Annotated in this window: 1 protein-coding gene; it reads right to left on the bottom strand. The window is 74.1% G+C overall.

The features are described from left to right. Nucleotides 1-462: EF-hand domain-containing protein (locus BKE38_RS29300; protein WP_076960629.1), on the bottom strand; the 462-nt coding region annotated here is incomplete at its 3' end. Between the last annotated feature and the right edge of the window lie 198 nt (nt 463-660).

Here is a 660-nt window from a genome sequence, read left to right as displayed (position 1 = left end):
CGCCGCCCGGAACAGCGCCAGCGCAATCGGCCGGATCTCATCCATGGTCACCCGCCCGTCGCGGTCGGCGTCGGCGGCGCGGAACATGGCATCGAGGCGGTTGTCCATCGCCTGCCGGGCGCGCTCGGACGGCGCGCGGCGCTCGCCTTCGGGGCGGTGGGCCTGCCACTGGCTCTGCAGGAAGGCGGTCAGCTCTTCCTTGGTCAGGCCGCCATCCTTGTTGGCGTCGGCCTCGGCGAAGCGGGCCGAGAGGGCGCTAAGGGCTTCGGTCTCGGTGACGCGGCCGTCGCGGTCGGCATCGGCCATGGCCAGGAGGCGGGCGGGGCCGCGCGGGCCACGCTCGACCTGGACCTGGGTCTGAGGATTGGGCGCGGGGGTCGGCGCCGAAGCCTGGGCGAAGGCGGGCAGGCTGGTGGCGACGAGGCTGGCGCCAAGCACGCCGAGGGTGAGGAAACGGTTCATGGCGGGAGCTCCTCCTGAAGCGACGCGGCGGGGTGCCGCCTGAGGGAGAAGCTGGGGAGCCGATGTAACAGCGGCATTGCCGCCCCGATCGTGTCGGGTGAGGAAATGTGACGGGCCGTTGTCGCGGCCCGGCACGGTCGCAGGATCAGCGGTTCGGGCGGCGCTCGGCGCGGGCCGGGGCCTGGGTGGCGCGGGCCG

This window comes from Teichococcus deserti, from assembly GCF_001982615.1.
GTDB lineage: Bacteria > Pseudomonadota > Alphaproteobacteria > Acetobacterales > Acetobacteraceae > Pseudoroseomonas > Pseudoroseomonas deserti.
Note: the sequence above shows the minus strand (reverse complement) of the source record. Positions and strands in the feature narration are given on the sequence as shown.